This is a genomic window from Nonomuraea sp. NPDC051191, assembly GCF_044455665.1.
Lineage (GTDB): Bacteria > Actinomycetota > Actinomycetes > Streptosporangiales > Streptosporangiaceae > Nonomuraea.
The window spans coordinates 255,855-276,971 of the sequence record NZ_JBITEZ010000001.1 but is presented as its reverse complement, the minus strand read 5'-3'; the positions used below and the strand labels follow the sequence as shown (position 1 = coordinate 276,971).

The 21,117-nt window shown below is 73.0% G+C and carries 5 protein-coding genes; all 5 read left to right on the top strand.

The features are described from left to right. Positions 1–195: 195 nt before the first annotated feature. The 5 genes from ACIA8R_RS01155 to ACIA8R_RS01135 are packed head-to-tail and all read left to right on the top strand — an operon-like array spanning position 196 to position 21,098. The gene (locus ACIA8R_RS01155) at positions 196–1,914 is read left to right on the top strand and encodes a fatty acyl-AMP ligase (protein WP_397035802.1); all 1,719 of its coding nucleotides are present in this window, start codon (positions 196–198) and stop codon (positions 1,912–1,914) included. Next, on the top strand, positions 1,898–8,776 hold the full coding sequence (locus tag ACIA8R_RS01150) for an SDR family NAD(P)-dependent oxidoreductase (protein WP_397035800.1): 6,879 nt from the start codon (positions 1,898–1,900) through the stop codon (positions 8,774–8,776). Before ACIA8R_RS01155 ends, ACIA8R_RS01150 begins: the two co-directional genes overlap by 17 nt. Then, on the top strand, positions 8,773–14,112 hold the full coding sequence (locus tag ACIA8R_RS01145; protein ID WP_397035798.1) for a beta-ketoacyl synthase N-terminal-like domain-containing protein: 5,340 nt from the start codon (positions 8,773–8,775) through the stop codon (positions 14,110–14,112). The genes ACIA8R_RS01150 and ACIA8R_RS01145 overlap by 4 nt, the downstream gene beginning before the upstream one ends. After that, entirely contained in the window at positions 14,093–17,845 is a 3,753-nt protein-coding gene (locus ACIA8R_RS01140) for a bifunctional LLM class flavin-dependent oxidoreductase/SDR family oxidoreductase (protein ID WP_397035796.1), read from the top strand. Before ACIA8R_RS01145 ends, ACIA8R_RS01140 begins: the two co-directional genes overlap by 20 nt. Further along, positions 17,832–21,098, top strand: a complete 3,267-nt coding sequence (locus ACIA8R_RS01135; RefSeq protein ID WP_397035794.1) for an amino acid adenylation domain-containing protein — start codon at positions 17,832–17,834, stop codon at positions 21,096–21,098. Before ACIA8R_RS01140 ends, ACIA8R_RS01135 begins: the two co-directional genes overlap by 14 nt. Positions 21,099–21,117: the final 19 nt, after the last annotated feature.

The window sequence follows — 21,117 nt, the reverse complement described above, 5'->3', positions numbered from 1 at the left end:
TGACCCATTCCTCGCAATGAAGGATTCTCCTCTCATTCAGTCGGAACGGTCGAAAGCGTCCACTGGTGGCGGAGTTCTGGCCATGAGAGCCGCTCCCCCTGGTTTATGGGCTTAGCGCTTGGTTGTCGTTTCCTGAAGGGTGGTGATGTGGTGGTGGAAGCCCGGCCCCGGGAACGTTCCACGACTCTGGTCGAGGTGCTACGGTCGCGTGCCCACGAGCATCCCGACCGGCAGGCGGTCGGGTACCAGGAGGACGACGGGCGGCTGCTGGAGCTGAGTTACCAGGAGCTGGACCGCCGCGCCCGAGCCCTCGCCGCCATGCTGCGGCAGTGCGGCGCGGACGGCGAGCGCGCGCTCCTGCTCTACCCGCCCGGCCTTGACTTCGTGGTGGCGTTCTACGGCTGCCTGTACGCGGGGACCGTCGCCGTGCCCACCCATCCGCCCCGCCGCCGGACCCTCGACCGCCTGCGCGGTCTGGCGGCGGACGCGCGACCCGCGATCGTGCTGACGACCTCGGCCCTCGCCGAAGTGGCCGGACCCGCGACATCGGCCGCCCCGGCACTGGCTCCGGCCAAATGGATATACACCGACACGGTTGTCGAGGACCTGGCCGATGAATGGTCGGAACCCGAACTCCGCGCCGACTCCATCGCATTTCTGCAGTACACCTCCGGCTCGACGGCGTCCCCCCGGGGAGTGGCCGTCAGCCATGGAAATATCATGCACAACTCGGCCATGATCAGAGACTGTTTCGGGCACGGTTCGGCGACGCACGGGGTCATCTGGCTCCCGCCGCAACACGACATGGGCCTGATCGGCGGCGTGATCCAACCGATTTTCAGTGACGCACGAATAACCCTTCTCTCGCCCCTCGCCTTTCTCCAGCGGCCGCTGCTCTGGCTGGAGACGATTTCGCGGACCCGGGCCACCACCAGTGGCGCACCGAATTTCGCCTATGAACTCTGCGCCCGGAAGATCACCCCGCAGCAGCTGTCCACGCTGGACCTCAGCTGCTGGGATCTGGCCTTCACCGGCGCGGAGCCGGTGCGGTCGGCGACGCTTGAGCGCTTCGCCGACACCTTCGCGGCCAGCGGCTTCCGGCGCGAGGCGTTCTACCCCTGCTACGGGCTCGCCGAGGCGACGCTGCTGGCCACCGGCGGGGTGAAGGGCACGATCCCGAGGACGCACACCGTCCAGGCCGGCGCACTGGAGGACGGGCGAGTGATCACGGCGGAGCGGGGTGCGGACGACAGCCGTACCTTGGTGAGTTGCGGCCGTCCGTGGTCGGGCCAGCAGGTGGCGATCGTGGATCCGGAAACCACGCGGCGGGTCACGCCCGGGCGGGTGGGAGAGGTGTGGATCACGGGCCGGAGCGTGGCCCGGCAGTACTGGGGCCGGCCGGTCGAGTCCGAGCAGGTCTTCCGCGCCCGCCTCGCCGACGCCGACGGAGACGGGGAACCCTGGCTCCGCACCGGCGACCTCGGCTATCTCGACGAGGGCGAGCTGTTCCTGGTCGGAAGGCTCAAGGACCTGGTGGTCGTGGACGGCCGCAACCACTACCCGGAGGACATCGAGCAGGTCGTGGAGGGCAGCCACGAGCATCTGCGCCCGCACGGCTGCGCGGCCTTCTCGGTGGACGGTCCGATCGAGGAGCAGGTCGTGGTCGTCGCGGAGGTCGAGATCGCCCTGGCCAGGAGGACCGGCGCCGGCCTGGATGCCGACGCGGTGATCAGACAGGTCAGGAAGGCCGTCGCCGAGAAGTGCGACGTGCGGGTGCACGAGGTCGTCCTGGTACGCCCGGGCGGCGTGCCGCGCACCACCAGCGGGAAGATCCGTCGTGGCGCGTGCCGGCGCGACTTCCTGGCCGGGACGCTGAACGCTCTGGGGAGTTCACAGGATGCACCTGGCCGATGAGGGAGAGGTCGCCGGGCCCGGACGGGCGGAGATCACCGACTGGCTGATCGCGCGGATCGCGCGGCTGACCGGCCTTCCCGCCGACCAGGTCGACCCGCACCAGTCCCTCACCGGCTACGGCCTGGGCTCACGGGACGCGATCATGATCACAGGTGAGCTTCGGGACCTGCTCGATCGGCCGGTCTCGCCCACCTTGGCCTACGACCACCCGACCGTCGAAGCGCTCGCCCGCCACCTGGCCGGAGAAGAGCCGACGGACGTGTCCGACGCGGCCGCCGCGTCCCCGGGTGACGAACCGGTCGCGGTCATCGGCATGGGGTGCCGCTTTCCCGGGGCCGACGGCCCGGACGCCTTCTGGCGGCTCCTGCGCGACGGCGTCGACGCCATAAGTGAGGTGCCGCCCGATCGATGGGACGTCGACCGTCTCTACCACAGTGACGAGGGCACACCGGGCCGGATGAGCACCCGCTGGGGTGGCTTCCTCCCGCAGGTCGACCAGTTCGACGCGGCCTTCTTCGGGATCTCGCCGCGTGAGGCGGCCGGGCTGGACCCGCAGCAGCGGCTGCTGCTGGAGGTGGCCTGGGAGGCGCTGGAGAACGCCGGGGTGGCGCCCGGCGAGCTGGCGGGAACGCAGACCGGCGTGTTCATGGGCATCTCCGCCATGGACTACGCACAACTACGGGTACGGCTCCCCGACCCGCTGTCCGACCTGGACGGCTACGCCGGCACCGGCAACGCCCACAGCCTGGCCGCCAACCGCGTCTCCTACCTGCTCGACCTGCGAGGACCCAGCGTGGCGGTCGACACCGCCTGCTCCTCGTCGCTGGTCGCGCTGCACCTGGCCTGTCAGAGCCTGCGAGCGGGCGAGTCACGCCTCGCCCTCGTCGGAGGGGTGAACGTCATCCTCGACCCCGCCGTGACCATCTCCTTCTCCCAGGCGCGGATGATGGCGGCGGACGGGCGCTGCAAGACCTTCGACGCCGGCGCGGACGGCTACGTCCGCGGCGAGGGCGCCGGGGTGGTTGTCCTCAAACCGCTCTCGGACGCGGTGCGCGACGGTGACCACGTGTACGGGGTGATCCGCGGCACGGCGGTCAACCAGGACGGGCGGACCGCCGGAGTCACGGCCCCGAACGGCCCGGCCCAGCAGGCGGTCATACGGGCGGCGCTGAGCCGCGCCGGGCTGACGGCGGACCGGCTGGGCCACGTCGAGGCGCACGGCACCGGCACCTCCCTGGGCGACCCGATCGAGGTCGGCGCGCTCGCCTCCGTCCTCGGCCGGCCCGCCCCCGGCGAGCAGGCCTGCTGGGTCTCCTCGGTCAAGACGAACATCGGGCACCTGGAGGCCGCGGCGGGAATCGCCGGCCTCATCAAGGTGCTGCTCAGCCTCACGCACGAGACCATTCCCCGGCATCTGCACCTGCGCCGGCTCAATCCGCACATCATGCTCGACGGGACCAGGCTGGCCGTGCCGGTGGAGGCGCAGCCATGGCCACGGGCGGCGGCCGCGCGCGTCGCGGGGGTCAGCAGCTTCGGGTTCGGCGGCACGAACGCGCACGTGATCGTCGAGGAGGCGCCGGTCCGGCAGCCCAGGAGCGGCGGCGGACCGTCCGGGGGAGCGCGGCTGCTGACCTTGTCGGCCCGGAGCGAGGCCTCGTTGCGGCTGCTCGCCGGCCGGCTGGCCGGGTCGCTGGCGGAGCGGCCCGAGCAGGACCTCGCCGACGTGTGCCACTCCGCGGCGGTGGGACGGGCCCGCTTCCCCCACCGGGCGGCGCTCGTCGCCGAGACCCGGGACGAGTTCACCGCCGGCCTGTCCGCGCTGGCGGAAGGCCGCACCGCGACGGAGATCCGGCACGGTCACACCTCGGGCACTCGTCACCCGAAGACGGCCTTTCTGTTCACCGGACAGGGCTCCCAGTACGCCCGGATGGGCGCGGAGCTGTACCAGGACGAGCCGGTCTACCGCGCCGCGCTGGACCGCTGTGACGAGATCGTCCGGTCCTGCCGGGGCGAAGGGGTGCTGCCGCTGCTGTTCCCCGAGCCCGGCGGCCGTTCGCGTCTCGACGACACCACGCACGCGCAGCCTGCCCTGTTCGCGGTCGAGTACGCGCTGGCGCAGCTCTGGTCGTCGATGGGGGTAGAGCCGGACCTGCTGCTCGGTCACAGCCTCGGAGAGTACGTCGCGGCCTGCGTGGCCGGGGTGTTCAGCCTGGAGGACGGGCTGCGGCTGGTGTGCGAGCGGGGCCGGCTCATGGGCGCGCTGCCGGCCGAGGGGGCGATGGCGGTGGTGTTCGGCCCGCGCGCCCTGGCGGCGGAGGCGATCGGGCCCTACCCGGACGTCCTGTCCATCGCCGCGGTCAACGGTCCGGCCAACACCGTGATCTCCGGCCTGGCCACCGCGCTCGACCAGGTGCTGGAGCGGCTGGCCGCCCAGGACGTCAGGACCCGGCGGCTGAACGTCTCGCACGCCTTCCACTCGCCGCTGATCAGGCCGATGCTGGCCGACTTCGCGGATGTCGCGGCGACGGTGCGGTACCGGCCGGCGCGCATCCCGATCGTGTCCAACCTGACCGGACGGCCGGCGAGGGAAGGGGAGACCCTGGGGGCCGACCACTGGGTCGCTCAGACCGGGTCCACCGTGGAGTTCGCCCGCGGGGTGCAGGCGCTGGCCGAGCAGGGCTGCGAGATCTTCGTCGAGTCCGGCCCCAGGCCCACGCTGATCAGCCTCGCGCGTTCCTGCCTCGACCTGGACGGCGCCGTCTGGCTGGCGTCGCTGCGTGAGGGCGAGGACGGCAGGCGGTGCCTGCTGGACAGCGCGGCACAGCTGTTCGTGAAGGGTGTGGACGTACGGCCCGCGGTGCCCGGCGGGCGCAAGGTGCCGTTGCCCGGCACCCCGTTCCAGCGCAGCCGTCACTGGCTCCGGCAGGGCGATCCCGGTCAGGCGTCCGACGAGCGGCCGGACTCGACACGACCGGATCGTTCACCACTCGGCCCGCCGGAGGACGCGGCCACTCCGCGAGGCCGGCGGCTGCTGGGCGGGCGGGTGCGTTCGGCGCTGGCGATGCGGCAGTGGGAATCCCACCTGAGCCTGCCGGAGCTGCCCTTCCTCGCCGACCATCGGTTCGCCGGTTCCGCGGTGCTGCCCGCCACCGGGTACGTGAGCATGGCGCTGGACGCCGCTCGCGAGGCGTTCGGCGGCGACGACAACGTGCTGACCGACCTGACGATCAGGCAGACGCTGTTCGTGCCCGAGGACGGCAGCCCGCGGGTGGCACAGCTGGTGCTGTTCCCGGACACGGCAGGTACGGCGGAATTCCAGATCCTCAGCCAGCGTCCGGAGACCGACACCGAGTGGACGCTGCACGCCGGCGGGCGGCTGCGGCGGCGGCTCCCGCAGGACGGCCGCTCCCGGCACACGGGATGCGCCGCGCCCGAGGAACTGCGCGCGGACTGCGGCGAGGAGCTGTCCGAGGACCGGTTCTACGACCGGCTGGGCAGGAGCGGCCTCGGGTACGGACCCACGTTCCGTACCGTCCGGCAGGTCTGGCGCGGTCCCGGTCGAGCGGTGGGGAGGGTCGAAACCCCACCGGCCGACGAGCCCGGCCCCGGCCTCGATCCGGTGCTCCTGGACGGATGCCTGCAGGTGCTGGCCGCCGCGCTGCCGGACGACGGCTCCGCCGCGGACGCCTACCTGCCGAGCATGGTGGAGCAGGTCCGGTCGTACGGCCGGCTGCCGGACCGGGTGTGGAGCCACGCGACGACACGACCCGGAACGGCCGACGACGGCGCACTCGTCGGCGACGTACGCGTCCTGGACGATTCCGGCCAGGTGCTGGCGGAGGTGCTCGGGCTGCGGCTGACCGGGATGAGCCCGGCGTCGGCCGACCGCGGCACGGCCCGCGCACCCGTCGTCTACCAGCCGGTCTGGGTGCAGGCGCCCCCGCAGCCCGCGGCGCCGGCGAGCGCGCCGGGGAGCTGGCTGGTGTTCGCCGACTCCGGCGGAGTCGGCGCGGAGCTGGCGGCCCGGCTCGGCGCCGCCACCTGCGTGATCGTGACGCCCGGGGACGCCTACCAGGAGACCGAGGGGCGGGTTCAGGTCGACCCCGCCGACCCGGAGCACCTGGCCCGGCTGCTCGCCACGGTCACGGCAGAGGGCCGCCCGCCGCTGCGCGGCGTCGTGCACCTCTGGTCGCTGGAGGCGGCGATGCCGCTGGAGCGGACCGACCTGGCGACGGTCGCGGACGCGCAGCGGCTGGGGGTCCACCACCTGGTCCTGCTCGTCCAGGCGCTGAGCGCGGCCTCCCCGGTCCGGCTGTGGCTGGTGACCCGGGGGGTGCACCACGTGGTCGAGGCCGACACGGCGGTCTCGGTCAGCCAGGCGCCGGTGTGGGGCCTGGGCCGTACTCTTCGCTGGGAACATCCCGAGCTGGACTGCCGGATGATCGACCTGGATCTCGCCCCGGCCCTCGGCGTGGTGAGCGCGCTGCTCGCCGAGCTGCGTGCCGACCCCGCCGGCGAGGGCGGTGAGGAGATCGCCCTGCGCGGCGACGTGCGCTACGCGCCGCGGCTGCGGCCGGTGCGGCGGCCCGGCGAGGAGGACCGGCTCGCCGAGGCCGACGGGCCCAGCCCTGACGGCGTGGAGCGGCTGGCCGTACCTGTGGGGACGCCGTACCGGCTGGAGGTCACCCGGCCGGGACGCCTGGACAACGTGCGGTTGCGGCCGACGGCCCGGCGGGAACCGGACCCCGGGCAGGTCGAGATCGAGGTACGGGCGGCGGGAGTCAACTTCCGGGACGTGATGAGCGTGCTCGGAATCTACCCGGGACCGCCGATCCCGCTCGGTGCGGAGTGCGCCGGCCGAGTGGTCGCGACAGGCACCGGGGTCAGCCATCTGGCCGTCGGCGACGAGGTGGTGGCCGTGGCCGGGGCGAGCATGGGCAGCCACGTCACCACGGCCGCCGAGCTGGTGGCGCGCAAGCCCGCGTCGATCGACTTCGAGGAGGCGGCGACCGTCCCCATCGCCTTTCTCACCGCGCACTACGCGCTCGACCGGCTGGCCCGGCTGCGGCCGGGTGAGCGGGTCCTGATCCATTCGGCCGCCGGCGGCGTCGGCCTGGCCGCGGTGCAGCTGGCCCGGCTCGCCGACGCCGTGGTGTTCGCCACCGCCGGTTCGCCGGAGAAACGCGCCTACTTGCGAGATCTCGGCGTGACCCAGGTGATGGACTCCCGCACGCTCGAATTCGGTGAGGAGATCACCCGGCACACCGACGGGCAGGGCGTCGACGTCGTCCTGAACGCACTGCCCGGCGAGTACGCCACAAGGAGCCTCGCCCTGCTCGCCCCCTACGGCAGGTTCGTGGAGATCGGCCGTACCGACATCTACCTGAACCGGCCGCTGCCGCTGCACCCGTTCCGGGCCAACCTCGCCTACACGGCGGTCGACCTGGAGCGCGTCTGCCGCGAGCGGCCGGGGCTGGTCCGCACGCTGTTGGAAGAGGTCCTGGCGCGTTTCGCCGACGGCACGTTGCGCCCGCTGCCGCGACACGTCGTCCCGGTGCGGGAGGCGGTGGCAGGCTTCCGCCACCTGGCACAGCGCCGCAACATCGGCAAGGTGGTGCTGCGACTCGAAGAACGGGCCGCGCCGAACGAGGAACGCCAGGCCGGACACCGGGCGGGACAACTGTCAGGACCCGAGCTCGCCTTCGCGTCATCGGCGCCGTCCGGTCCGGCCGACGCGCTGGGGGCGGACGGGACCTATCTGGTCACCGGCGGGCTCGGCGGGCTGGGCCTGGCGGTGGCCGACTGGCTGGTGGAACGGGGAGCGCGGCGGCTCGTCCTCCTCGGCCGCGGCGCGCCCACCTCGCCTGCCGCGGAGCAGGTGGACAAGCTACGCCGGGCAGGGGCCGACGTGCGGATCGTCCGCGCCGACGTGGCCCGCGAGGACGACGTACGACGGGTGGTCGGCGGGATACCCGCCCTGCGGGGAATCGTGCACGCGGCGGGAGTGATCGACGACTCGACCCTGCGCACGCTTGAGCAGTCCAGCCTGGCGGCCGTGCTCGCGCCCAAGGTGCTGGGGGCCTGGCACCTGCACGCCGCCTGCCGCGACGCCCCGCTCGACTTCTTCGTGTTGTTCTCGTCGCTCGCCTCGGTCCTCGGCTCTCCCGGTCAGGCCGGGTACGCCGCCGCGAACGCCTTCCTGGACGCGCTGGCCCAAGCCCGCAGGGCCGCCGGGTTGCCGGCCGTCACCGTCAACTGGGGGCCGTGGGCCGAGGTGGGCATGGCCGCGCGGCACGAGGCCCGCAGGCTGCACGACGGCCACGGCGTGGGCCTCATCGCCCCGCACTCGGGCCTGCGCGTCTTCGGAACGCTGCTGGAACATCCGACGGCGCAGGCCGTGGTCGCCGCCGTGGACTGGTCCCGGCTGGCGGCCGCCCGAGGGGCCGGCAGGGTGCCGTCCGTGCTGACCGATGTCGTCGACCGGCCCGGAAGCGACGGGCATGACAGCGCGGAGAGGGCCTGTCCGCTCCGCACGCGAGTCCTCGCCGCCGCCGGCCCGGACGGCCGCGAGTCGGTGCTCACCGAGTACCTGCGGGAACAGATCGCAGCGGTCCTGGGCCTGTCCGCGGATGCGGTGGACCCGAAGGAGTCACTGAACAACATCGGCCTGGACTCCCTGATGGCGCTCGAACTGAAGGAACGGCTTGAGTCGGCGAGCGGCGTACGGGTGCCGATGGAGATGCTGTTCCACGATCCACGCATCGTGGACCTGGTCGGCGTGCTGCTGGCGGGGTTGCCCGCACCCGGGACCGGCGAGCCGGTGAACCACAGCCGCCGAAGGGATGAGAGGGCAGGCCGATGACGGAATCGCCGACCCGGTTCACAAGTGTGCGCACCCTGCTCGACCTGCTGTCCTGGCGGGCGGAGCGTGATCGCGGGCAGCGTGCCTTCGTGTTCCTTGACGACGATCCGGCAGGCGCCGTCGAACGGAGTGACCGCGCCGATCTGGAGGAGATCGGCTACGCGGAGCTGGACCGGCGGGCGCGCACGATCGCGATCTGGTTGCTGGGCGTCAGCCGTCCGGGGGAGCGCGCGCTGCTGTTCTACCCGCCCGGAATCGACTACATCGCGGTGTTCTTCGGCTGCCTCTACGCGGGAGTGGTGGCGGTGCCCGCCTACCCGCCACAACCCAACAGGCGGATCCGGCGTATCGAGGCGATGGCCGTGGACGCCGGGGCGACGGTGGCACTGGCGCCGCAGGAGTTCCGGACGACGCTGGAATCCCTCTTCGCGTCCGAGCCCGCGCTGGCCGGTGTCCGTCTGGAGACCCCGGCCGAGGAGGAGGGCGCACACCGGAACTGGCAAAAGCCTGACATCAGCGGCGACACGCTGGCGATGCTGCAGTACACCTCCGGCTCGACCGGTGTGCCGCGCGGGGTCATGGTCGCGCACCAGAACCTGGTGGAGAACCTGGCCGCGATGGCGTGGATGCTGGACGGCACGCCGCGCGGCACCGAGCCGCGGCCGTTCCAGCAGGATCCGGAGCGCTACTGCGAGGCGGTGAGCTGGCTTCCTCCGTACCACGACATGGGGCTCATCGGCGGCATCCTCATGCCCCTGTACGCCGGTCGGCCGGCCGCGCTGATGTCCCCCGCCGCGTTCCTCCAGCGCCCGGCGCGCTGGCTGGAGGCGATCTCCCGCTACCGGGCGGCGCACAGCATCGCCCCGAACTTCGGCTACGACCTCTGCACCCGCAGGGTCACGTCTGAACAACGTCAAGGGCTCTCCCTGGAACGATGGGACCTGGCGATGTGCGGCGGGGAGCCGATCCAGGCGCGGACGGCACGCCGGTTCGCGGAGACGTTCGCACCGGCGGGCTTCCGGGCAGCGGCCTTCTACCCCTGCTACGGCATGGCCGAGGCGACGTTGATGGTGACCGGCCGTCCTCTGGACCGGCCGATGGCCGCCCAGGCGCTGGACGCCGCCGAGCTGCGGGCCGGCCGGGCGGTCGAGACCGACGAGAGTCCAGCCGCGCGGGTCGTCGTGGGGTGCGGGCGGGCGGTGCCCGGCCACCAGGTGGTCGTCGTGCGGCCCGAGGACGGCACGCCCTGCCCGCCGGGCGAAGTCGGGGAGATCCAGGTCTCGGGGCCGAGCGTCGCCCGAGGTTACTGGAACAGGCCGGAGGAGACGGCCCGGACGTTCCAGGCAGATCTGGCAGGCGTCCAGGACGGCGGCCCGTACCTGCGCACCGGCGACCTGGGCTTTCTGCGCGGCGACGAGCTCTTCGTGACCGGCCGGGCCAAAGACCTGATCATCATCCGTGGCCGCAACCACTACCCACAGGACATCGAGGCGACGGTCGAGTCGAGCCATCCCGCGCTGCGGCCGGCCGCCGTCGTGGCCTTCTCCGTCGAGGACGGTGCCGAACCCCGGCTGGTCGTGGTCGGCGAGGTGGAGCGTCCGCACGGCATCGAGGTCGCCGAGGTGATCGGAGCCGTACGGCAGGCGGTCGCCGAGGAACACGAGCTGCGGGTGGACGCCGTCGTGCTGGTCCGGCCGGGCAGCGTGCCCAAGACCTCCAGCGGCAAGCTGCAACGTGGTGCCTGCCGGGACGGCTACCTGGCTGCCGACTTCCCCGTGGTCGGCGAATGGCACGCCGTCGTCGGCGCGGAGCCCGTGCCCGACGAGGAGGCGCCGGCCGTACCGCCCGCGTCGGCGCTCGACCCCGTGACCGGACCGGCGAGGGGACGGTCCGCGGCCGAGATCGAGCAGTGGCTGGTCGCCCGGCTCGGCGGCCGGCTCGGCGTGGACCCCCGCGACATCGACGTGGCGCAGCCGTTGGCGCGGTACGGGCTGGACTCCAAGGAGGCCGTGGCCATCACCGGCGAGCTGGCGGACTGGCTGGGGATCGTCCTGCCCGCCACCCTCGCCTACGAGTACCCGACGATCGGCTTGATCGCCCGGCACCTGACCGGGGAGCCCGCGTCGTTCGGCGACCGGGACCGTCCCGAGCGGGACTGGACGCGAGCCGAGCCGATCGCGATCATCGGCATCGGCTGCCGGTTCCCCGGGGCCGACGGCCCGGAGGGGCTGTGGAGCCTGCTGTCCGGCGGGGTGGACGCAATCCGCGAGGTGCCGGCCGGCCGGTGGGACGGGGTTCACCGGCGCGCGGGCGACCTGCCCGGGTTGCGCTGGGGTGGCTTCCTGGACCGGGTGGACCTGTTCGACCCGGAGGCGTTCGGCATCTCTCCCCGGGAGGCCGCATCCATGGACCCGCAGCAGCGGCTGCTGCTGGAGGTCGGTTGGGAGGCGCTGGAGGACGCCGGTCAACCGGTGCACGGCCTGGCGGGCACCGACACCGGGGTGTTCGTCGGCATCTCCAGCAACGACTACGGTCAACGCCGGTTCGACGCCGTCGACACGGTGGACGCCTACGCCGGCACCGGGAACGCGCTGAGCATCAGCGCGAACCGGCTGTCCTACCAGTTCGACCTGCGCGGCCCGAGCCTCGCGGTGGACACCGCCTGCTCCTCCTCCCTGGTGGCCGTGCATCTGGCGGTACAGAGCCTGCGGGACGGGCGATGCGGGCTCGCGCTCGCCGGCGGGGTCAACGTCATGCTCTCGCCGGGGGTGACCGCCGGGTTCGCCAAGGCCGGATTCATGGCCCCGGACGGCCGCTGCAAGTCCTTCGACGCGGACGCCGACGGCTACGTGCGCGGCGAGGGGGCCGGGATGGTGGTGCTCAAGCCGCTCAGCCACGCGCTCGCCGACGGCGACCCCGTCTACGCGGTCATCCTGGGCAGCGCGGTGAACAGCGACGGCCGCACCAACGGGCTGACGGCGCCGAGCATCCGGGCGCAGGAGAGCGTGCTGCGCGCGGCCTACCGGGATGCCGGGGTGCCCGCCGGACGGGTCCGCTACGTCGAGGCGCACGGGACCGGCACCGCTCTGGGCGATCCCATCGAGGCCCGCGCCCTGGCCGGGGTCCTCGGAGAGGAGCGGCCCGAGAGCCGCCCCTGCCTGATCGGTTCGATCAAGACCAACGTCGGCCATCTGGAGGCCGCGGCCGGGATCGCCGGGCTGATCAAGACGGCGCTCTCGCTCTGGCACCGGCGAATCCCGCCCAGCCTGCACTTCCACCGGCCCAACCCGCAGATCCCCTTCCACGAGCTGCCCCTGCGGGTGGTGCGAACCCCGCTCGACTGGCCTGACGACGGCGAGCCCGCCCTGGCCGGGGTGAGTGCGTTCGGGTTCGGCGGCACCAACGCCCATGTGGTGCTGGAGGAGGGGCCCAGGCTGAGCTTCGGCAGGTCATCGGGCGGGTTTCCCGCCGCGGTTGGCGACACCGCTCCCGCAACCCCGGAGCCGGTGGCGGCGCAACTGCTTCCGCTGTCCGCGCACAGCCCGGACGCGCTGCGGGAGCTGGCCCGGGACTGCCTCAAGGCGCTGACGCCCACCGCGGAGCGTCCGCCGGTTGGCCTGGCGGATCTGTGCCACTCCACCGGCGCGCTGCGTACCCATCTTGATCACCGGCTTGCCGTCGGCGGCGCGACACGGCAGGAGGTGGCGGCCGGGCTGCGCTCGTTCCTGGCGGACGAGGCGGGGCCCGGCGTAGCGGCCGGCCGCCGGGCATACGGCCGCCCGCCCCGGCTGGCCTTCGTGTTCTCCGGGCAGGGAGTGCAGTGGTGGGGCATGGCACGGGACCTGCTGCGGCAGGAGCCCGTGTTCGCCGCCGCCGTCGCCGACTGCGCTGAGCTGGCCGACTGCGAGACGGACTGGTCGCTGCTGGCCGAACTGCACGCGGACGAGGCCGCGTCCCGGTTGCGCGAGACGGCCGTCGCCCAGCCGGTGCTGGTGGCCGTGCAGGTGGGACTGGCGGCTCTGTGGCGCTCCTGGGGAGTCGAGCCCGATGCCGTGGTCGGACACAGCGTGGGGGAGATCTCCGCAGCCGCGGTGGCGGGCGCTCTGACGCTCTCCGACGCGATGCGGCTGGCCGTGCTGCGCGGCCGGATCATGCAGCGAGCCGCGGGGACGGGCGCGATGGCGGCCGTGCATCTCGGCGCGGCGGAGGCCCGGCGGGCGGTGCTCGGATGCGAGGACACGGTGTCCGTCGCGGCCGAGAACAGCCCGGTCTCCAGCGTGCTGTCAGGGGAGCGGGCGGCGTTGGACCGGGTGCTGGCGCGGCTGGCCGACCAAGGGGTGAGCCATCGCCTGCTGGCGATGGACTACCCGTTCCACAGCCCGGGGTTGCGGCCGTTCGCGGCCGAGCTTCCCAAGCTGTCGGCCGGGCCGGTGGTGGAGGACACCTCGGTGGCCTTCTACTCCACGCTCACCGGCGACCGGTACGGCGTCCACGAGTGGGACGGCGACTACTGGGGGCGTCAGCTGTGCGAGCCCGTGCTCTTCGCCGCCGCGATGGAGAGGCTGATCACCGACGGCCATGAGACGTTCGTCGAGGTCGGGCCGGACCCGGCGCTCACCGGTGCGATGACGCAGTGTCTGGGGGCCAGGCCCGGCCAGGTGCTGGCGTCCCTACAAAGGGGCCGCGACGACCGCGCCGCGCTCCTGGAGACGCTCGGCACGCTCTACGCCACCGGCCACCGCGTCGACTGGGACGCGGTGCGGTCTCCCGGCAGCCGCCGCGTCCGGCTGCCCCGGTACCCCTGGCAACGCGAGCGCCACTGGGCCGAGCCGGAGTCGCCGACCGCGAGCGACGGCGCCGGACACCGTCTCGCCGGCGGTGACGTGGACGCCGAGGCGCATCCGCTGCTCGGCCGGCGGACCTCGATCGCGTCGGTCGCGGGGGTGTGGGCCTGGGAGCGGCGACCGGCCGAAGATCACCTGTCGTACCTGGCCGGGCACCGGATCGACGGTTCGGCGGTGCTGCCCGCGGCGGCCTATGTCGAGATGGCGCTGGCCGCCGCCCGCCAGGTCTTCCCGGACGGGCCCTGCGCGGTGGCGGACATGGTGCTGGAGCATCCGCTGGCGGTCACCGGCCGGTGCACGATCCAGACCGTCCTCACGCGCGTGTCCGACCGTGACCTCGATTTCCACATCTGCGCTGGTGCCGTCCCGGCGGACGTCCCACCAGGACAGGACATGTCAGGGCAGGGCGCGGGCGGTGTGCCGCTGGAGTGGGCCGTGCACGCGCGCGGCCGGGTGCAAAGGGGGCAGACGCATGGTCGCGGCAACGGATGACCCCTGTCTGCGGTTCGGGCTGATCTTCTTCTCCAGCCGTACCGAGGCGGCGGGGCAGGACGCCTATCGGCTGCTGCTGGAGAGCGCGCGGTTCGCCGACACGCACGGGTTCTCCTCCCTGTGGGTGCCGGAACGGCACTTCACCCCCGACGGCTGGCTCTATCCGAACCCGTCGGTGGTGGCGGCCGCGCTCGCCCGGGAGACCAGCCGGATCGCGTTGCGCGCGGGCAGCGTGGTGGTGCCGTTGCACCATCCGGTGCGGATCGCGGAGGAATGGGCGGTCGTCGACCAGCTCTCCGGCGGGCGGGTGGGACTCTCCTTCGCCTCCGGCTGGCATCCGGACGACTTCGTCTTCGGCCCCGACCGCTACGCCGACCGTCACGAGCACATGTACCGCGGCATCGAGTCGGTCCGCACGCTCTGGCGGGGGCAGCCCGTCACGCTGCCAGGCGGCGACGGCCCCGTGCAGGTTCGCGTGTATCCGCCGCCGGTACAACCCGAACTGCCGGTGTGGATCACCGCCGCCGGCAACCCGCAGACCTTCGAGCGAGCCGGCGCCATCGGCGCGAACGTGCTGACCCACCTGTTCAACCAGAGCGTCGCGGAACTGCGCGAGAAGATCGACGTCTACCGGGACGCGCGCCGCGCACACGGCCACGGGGAGACCCCCGGCCAGGTCAGCGTGATGGTGCACACGTTCGTCAGCGACGACGCCGAGCTGGTCGACGGGCAGGTCCGGGACGCCTTCTGCGACTATCTGAAGTCGGCGTCGTACCTGCTCACCGGGGTGGCCGCGAGCAGAGGGCAGCAGGTCGACCTCGGCAAGCTCTCCCCCCAGGACGTCGACGAGTACGTGCGGTTCGTCCACGACCGGATGGTGGAGCAGCGGCGGGTGCTGTTCGGCACCCCGGAATCCTGCCACGATCTGCTGCGCGAGCTCAGTTCGGCGGGCGTCGACGAGATCGCCTGCCAGCTCGACTTCGGGCCGTCGGTCCCGCTCGTTCTCGGCAGCCTGCCCGCCCTCGACCGGCTGCGGAGGCAGGCGGAGCAGCTGGGGGCCACGGTGAGGCCGTCGCCGCCCCCGCCGGTGCGGGAGTCGGCCGTCACGACCGGGGTGTCGGGCGGCGTCGCCGAAGTCCGGGCCCGGTGCGCCGAGCAGGTGACCGGGGCGGAACTGTACCGGCGGCTACGCGGCTGGGGCGTCGAGTTCGGCACCGACTTCCAAGGGCTGCGCCAGGTCTGGCGCCGGGACGGAGAGGCGCTGGGCCAGGTCGAGCTGGCCGACCGGCTCGCCGCGGAGGCCGACGCCTATGCCGTGCATCCCGCCTTTCTCGACGCGTGCCTCCAGGTGCTGATCGCCGCGCTGCCCGGAGGCGGGTCGGCAGACGGCGGCACGCCGCTGCATCTGCCGGTCGGCATCCGGCGGTTCGAGCTCTTCGGCAAGCCTGGACGCCAGGTCCTCAGCCACGCGGTGATCGATCCCTTGGCCGGCCGGCCCGGGGGCGAGGTGGTCGGCGACGTCCGGCTCATGCACCCGGACGGGACACCGCTCGCGCAGGCTCTTGGAGTGCGCCTGCACCCGCTGCACGGCATGTCCGGTCCGGACGCGGCCGAACCGATCGACGATCTCTGCTACCTGATGCGATGGGAAGAGGTCGCCGGGGGGTGTGCCGCCGACCGGACTCCCGGCCAGGCCACCCCCGCCGCGCCGCCGGAGGGGCGTTGGCTGGTGTTCGCCGACGACGACGGCGTGGCCGACGCACTGCTGCCGATGCTCGCGGCGCCCGGCCTGGAACCGGTGGTCGTCACCCCCGTGGACGAGCCGGGGACGGTCGAACCGCAGGCCGGGGGAGCGCATGCGGTGCGCTGGCGGATTCGTCCCGACTCGCCTGAGGACATGCGCCGTCTCATCGCTGCGGTGACCGGGCCGGACGCCCCTCCCTGCCAGGGGGCGATCCACCTTTGGAGCCTGCGGGCACCGGAGCTGGACACGATGGACGTCGCTGACCTGCCGCAGGCGCAGCGGTTCGGTTGCGGAAGCGCGCTCCAGCTGTTCCAGTCCCTTGCCGAGCCGACCGTGCCCCGGCCACCGCGGGTCTGGCTCGTCACCCGTGGAGCCCAGCAGGTCATGGACGGCGAGGGCGTCGCCGCGCTCCAGGCCCCACTGTGGGGGTTCGGCCGCGCGGCGGCGTTCGAGCACCCGGCACTCTGGGGCGGGCTGGTCGACCTCGACCCGGAGGCGTCGGCCCAGCAGGCGGCGACGGCCCTGCGCCAGGCACTCGACCACCCGGACGAGGACGAGCTCGCGGTACGTGCCGACAGGCGGTACGCCGCGCGCCTGGTACGGGCTCCCGCCGTCCGGTCTGCCCCGGGGGGCGCACCCGCCGGGGTGCCGGACATGGTCCGCTGCCGTCCGGACGCCCGTTACCTGATCACCGGCGGGTTGGGCGATCTCGGCCTGGAGGTCGCGCGCTGGCTGGCCGACCGTGGGGCTCGCCATCTGGTGCTGCTGGGACGTACCGGACTGCCGGACCCGCGGGACCGGCACCGGGCGCCGCCGGACGGCCCACTGGCCGCCAAGGTCGCGGCGGTGGACGAGTTGACGGCACGCGGTGTGGACGTGCTGGCCATGGGCGTGGACGTGGCAGAGCCCGCGGCGCTGTCGGCGTGCCTCGCCCAGCTCGTCCAGGACGGACGCCCGCCGATCCGGGGGGTGGTGCACGCGGCGGCCACGGTACGCGGCGGCATCCTGGTCAACCTGGACCAGGCGGCGCTGACCGAGGTGCTGCGACCGAAGATCGACGGCGGGGTGCTGCTGCACCGCCTGCTGGCCGGCGCGGACCTGGACTTCTTCCTGCTCTTCTCCGCCATCCCGGCCTCCTTCGGCTGGCTCGGGCAGGGCGCGGCCAACTACGCCGCGGCGAACGCCTTCCTCGACGCCCTGGCCGCGCACCGGCGCGCGCTCGGCTTGCCCTCGACCAGCATCGCCTGGGGACCGTGGGCGGAGGCGGGCCTGGTACGGCGGGCGGCGGGCGGCGCGGAACGCCTGGCCGACCAGGGCATAGGCACGCTCTCCAACGCACAGGGCAGGGCCGTGCTGGAACGGCTGCTCACCGGGGACGAGAGCCACACCGTGGTGGCCTCCATCGACTGGCCGCAGATCCTGCGGGTCGCCCCGGCGCTGGTCCGATCCCCGTTGCTGCGTCGTCTGATCGAACATCGGACGGTGGCCGAGGCGCGACGCGGCGGGGCAGGCGCCGGCGGCGAAGAGCTCCGCGCGCTACCACCGCACGAGCGCGAACCGTGGCTCGGCGAGTACGCCCGGGGCAAGGTCGCCGAAGTGCTGCGCATCCCGGCGGACCGCCTGCACCTCGATCGTCCGCTCAGCGAGGCCGGCCTGGACTCGTTGATGGCCATCGAGCTCAAGAACCGGCTGGAGGCCGATCTCGGCGTGCACGTCCCGATGGTGACCTTCCTGCAGGGGCCGAGCATCCGCCGGCTCGCGACGGAGGTGATCGGGCAGCTCACCGACCCCGGACCGGCGTCGTCAGCCGCCCCCGTAACCGTCGCGGCCGGAAACCCGGCACGCGTGGCCGACGGCGGTGCCGCGAGCGTGGCGGCCTACCTCGACCAGTCACTCGCCGCCCAGGTCCTGGCCGATCTCGACCGGCTCTCCGACGAGGACGTCACGCTGATGATCGCCCAGCTTGAGGAGCACCATGACCACGACTGACCCTTCGACGGAGGGCAGCCGCGCCAGGCTGGCCGAGCTGCTCCGCCGACGGGCCGATCAGCCCCAGGTGGAACTCGACGCGTCGTACGGGCAGCAGGCCCTCTGGTTCCTCTACCGGCTGGCCCCCGGCAGCTGCGCCTACAACGTGATGCAGGTGGTCCGGGTCCGCGGCACGCTGGACCTGGCCGCGCTTCGCCGGACGCTGGAGACGGTGTCGGCCAGGCATGCCGCGCTCCGCACCCGATACGCGACACGCGACGGCCGGACGATCCAGATCGTCGATCGGGAGCAGCCGGTCAGCCTGACCGTCCTCGACGCCTCCCGCTGGACCGGGGAACGGCTGGCCGAGGAGGTCCGAGAGCGCGCGGAGCGCCCATTCTCGCTGGAGCATGGCCCGGTCTGGCGCGTCGAGGTGTTCGCCCGAGGCGTCGACGAGCACGACATCCTCGTGTGTTTCCACCACATAGCGGTGGACATCTGGTCGCTGAGCCTGCTGCTGGACGAGATCCGAACCCTCTACGCGGTAGGCGGCCATCCCGCCGAGGCCGCGCTTCCGCCCGCCACGCCGTACTCCCGCTACGTCCGGTGGGAACGCGACCTGCTGGCCGGGGAGCGCGGCGAGGTGCTGCGCCGGTACTGGCAGGAGCGGCTCGCCGATGCCCCGCTCCAGTTGGAGCTGCCGACGGATCGGCCTCGTCCGGCTCGGCAGACGTACCGGGGCGACCGGTGCGCGGTCGAACTGAGCGGCGATCTGACGGCCCGGCTCAAGGCCCTGGCCAGGGCCGAGGGGTGCACGCTGTACACGCTGCTGCTGGCGGCCTACTTCACCCTGCTGCACCGCTACACAGGACAGAGCGACCTCGTGGTCGGCTCGCCCATGACGGTACGGCCGACCACCGAACTGGAGCGCCTGGTCGGGTACGCGGTCAACCCGGTCGTGCTCCGCGCGGACCTGTCCGGTGACCCGCCGTTCACCGAGCTGCTGGCCACGGTCCGGCGCGTCGTGCTGGAGGCGATCGAGCATCAGGACTATCCCTTCTCCCTGCTCGTCCGGCGCCTGCAACCGGATCGGGAGCTCAGTCGTTCCCCCGTCTACCAGGCGATGTTCATCTGGGACCGGCCGCGCACGGAGAACACGCGGGAGACGCCCGGCTGGGAGCTGATCGCCTCCGAGCAGTGCGGTGCCGCGGTGGACCTGACGCTGACGGTGTTCGAGCTGCCGGACGGTTTGCGGGCGACGCTTCAGTACAACCGGGACCTGTTCGACGAGCAGACCGTGTCCGCGATGGGGGAGAACCTGGGCACACTGCTGGAGGCGATCGTGGCCGCGCCGCGTCAGCACCTCTCCGGGCTGGATCTGCTCACCCCCGCGCAGCGCCGGCTGATCGTCGAGGACTGGAACGCCACCCGCCGCGAAGTTCCCGAGTGCGGTGTGCACGAGCTGGTGGAACGGCAGGCGCTGCGTACCCCCGACAAGACGGCGGTGCTGGCCGACGACGGCATGCTCACCTACGCGGAGCTGGACCGGCGGGCGGACCGGCTCGCCGTACGACTGCGGGCGATGGGCGTGCGGGCCGAGACCCCCGTGGGCGTCTTCCTGAGCAGGGGCACGGGCATGATCGTCGCGATGCTCGCGGTGCTCAAGGCAGGCGGCGCGTACGTGCCCCTGGACCCGGCCTACCCGTCCGACAGGCTGGCCTGGATGCTGACCGACAGCTCCCCGGTCCTGATCCTCACCGACTCCCGGGTCTCGGCGAAGGTGCCACCAGGCCCCTGGCCCCGGCTGGAACTCGATCAGGAGCCGGACCGGGACGCCGGTCAGGAGGCTGTCCGGCCGGACGGGCCCGTGGCGGACCGCCTCGCATACGTGATCTACACGTCCGGGTCCACCGGCCGTCCCAACGGGGTGGAGGTCACCCATCGGAACCTGGTCAACTTCCTGGTCGCGATGCGGGAACGGCCCGGCCTGCGCGACGACGACGTACTGCTCGCGGTCACCTCGTTGTCGTTCGACATCGCCGCGCTGGAGGTGTTCCTGCCGCTGACCGTCGGAGCCACAGTGGCGGTGGCGGCGGAGAGAGAGGCCGCCGACGGAGCCCGGCTGCTGGCCCGGTTGCGCTCGTCGAGGGCCACCGTCATGCAGGCCACCCCCATCACCTGGAGGGTGCTGCTGGACGCGGGGTGGCGAGCGGATCCGGAGCTGACCGTGCTCTGCGGCGGTGAGGCGCTGCCGGGCGAGCTGGCCGGCCGGCTGGCCGACCGCGCGAAGGCCGTGTGGAACCTGTACGGACCGACCGAGACCACCATCTGGTCGACGGCGCACCGGGTGGACTCGTCCGTGTTCCCGGTGCCGATCGGCCGCCCGATCGCCAACACCCGGACGTACGTGCTGGACGCGGCGCTGAATCCGCTGCCGATCGGCGTGGTCGGCGAGCTCTGCATCGGCGGCCGGGGCGTGGCCCGGGGATACCGGCACCGCGGTGACCTGACCGCGGAGAGGTTCGTGCCGGACCCCTTCGACCCCGAGCCGGGCGCACGCCTGTTCCGCACCCGCGACCTGGCCCGGCTGCGCTCCGACGGCCTGCTGGAGTTCCTGGGCCGTACGGATCACCAGGTCAAGGTGCGCGGCGTGCGGATCGAACCGGAGGAGGTCGAGGTGGCGTTGCGCGCGCACGCCGCCGTCGACGACGCGGTGGTGGTGCTGAGCGCCGCCGGCGATTCACGGGACGCCCGGCTGGTCGCCTACCTCACACCGCGGCCGCCGCGACACGGCGTCGACCGCACTCAGGTGCCGGAGCCGACCGGTACGGAGCTCCGCCGTTTCCTCGCCCGTACGCTGCCGCAGGCCACGGTGCCCTCGTCGTTCCTCTTCGTGGACGCGTTGCCGCTGACCGCCAACGGGAAGATCGACCGGCGGGCACTCGCGGCCCGGGCCCCCGGTCCGGACGACGCCAGGCCGCACGGCGCCGAGCCGGACCCGCCCACCTACGAGGGGCCGCGCACGCCGCTGGAGAAACAGCTCGCCGACCTGTGCGGGCAGGTCCTGCGCAGGGACGGGATCGGCGTCCACGACAACTTCTTCGACCTCGGCGGCACCTCGCTGCACGTCGTCGAGATCGTGACGCTGGCCTGGACGGCCGGACTGGCAGTGACTCCGGAGGCGCTCTTCCAGTACCAGACGATCGCCGAACTGGCCGCCGCCCTCGAACCGGGCGCGCCGGCCGGGAGGCCCGCGGAACGGGGCACACGATGAGTGAATCACCCACACAGCG

Coding starts and splice junctions, on each gene's coding strand:
- ACIA8R_RS01150 (WP_397035800.1), top strand. CDS start 1,898: ATGCACCTGGCCGATGAGGGAGAGGTCGCCGGGCCCGGACGGGCGGAG.
- ACIA8R_RS01145 (WP_397035798.1), top strand. CDS start 8,773: ATGACGGAATCGCCGACCCGGTTCACAAGTGTGCGCACCCTGCTCGAC.
- ACIA8R_RS01140 (WP_397035796.1), top strand. CDS start 14,093: ATGGTCGCGGCAACGGATGACCCCTGTCTGCGGTTCGGGCTGATCTTC.
- ACIA8R_RS01135 (WP_397035794.1), top strand. CDS start 17,832: ATGACCACGACTGACCCTTCGACGGAGGGCAGCCGCGCCAGGCTGGCC.